The organism is Fibrivirga algicola, assembly GCF_011742925.1.
Classification (GTDB): domain Bacteria; phylum Bacteroidota; class Bacteroidia; order Cytophagales; family Spirosomataceae; genus Fibrella; species Fibrella algicola.
The window spans coordinates 1-214 of the sequence record NZ_WAEL01000055.1 but is presented as its reverse complement, the minus strand read 5'-3'; the positions used below and the strand labels follow the sequence as shown (position 1 = coordinate 214).

General features: G+C 57.9%; 1 protein-coding gene. It reads right to left on the bottom strand.

Annotated elements, in window-relative coordinates; all coding sequences use genetic code 11:
* Positions 1 to 214: hypothetical protein (locus tag F7231_RS27185; protein WP_166694353.1), on the bottom strand; the 214-nt coding region annotated here is incomplete at both ends.

Here is a 214-nt window from a genome sequence, read left to right as displayed (position 1 = left end):
CGATGGCGAAACGACAAGTTCACCGGTGGTGTTAGACACCCCGTTGCTGAACAGATACGACGCGCCACCCGTAGCCAGCAGGGTCGCTGTAGTGGTGTTACAGATGGTAGCGCTGCTGAGCGTAGCCGTTACCGATGGGTTCACCGTTACCGTGGCCGAAGCGACCGTTGAGCAACCAAACTCGTTGGTCACCGTCACGCTATAGCCTGTGGTA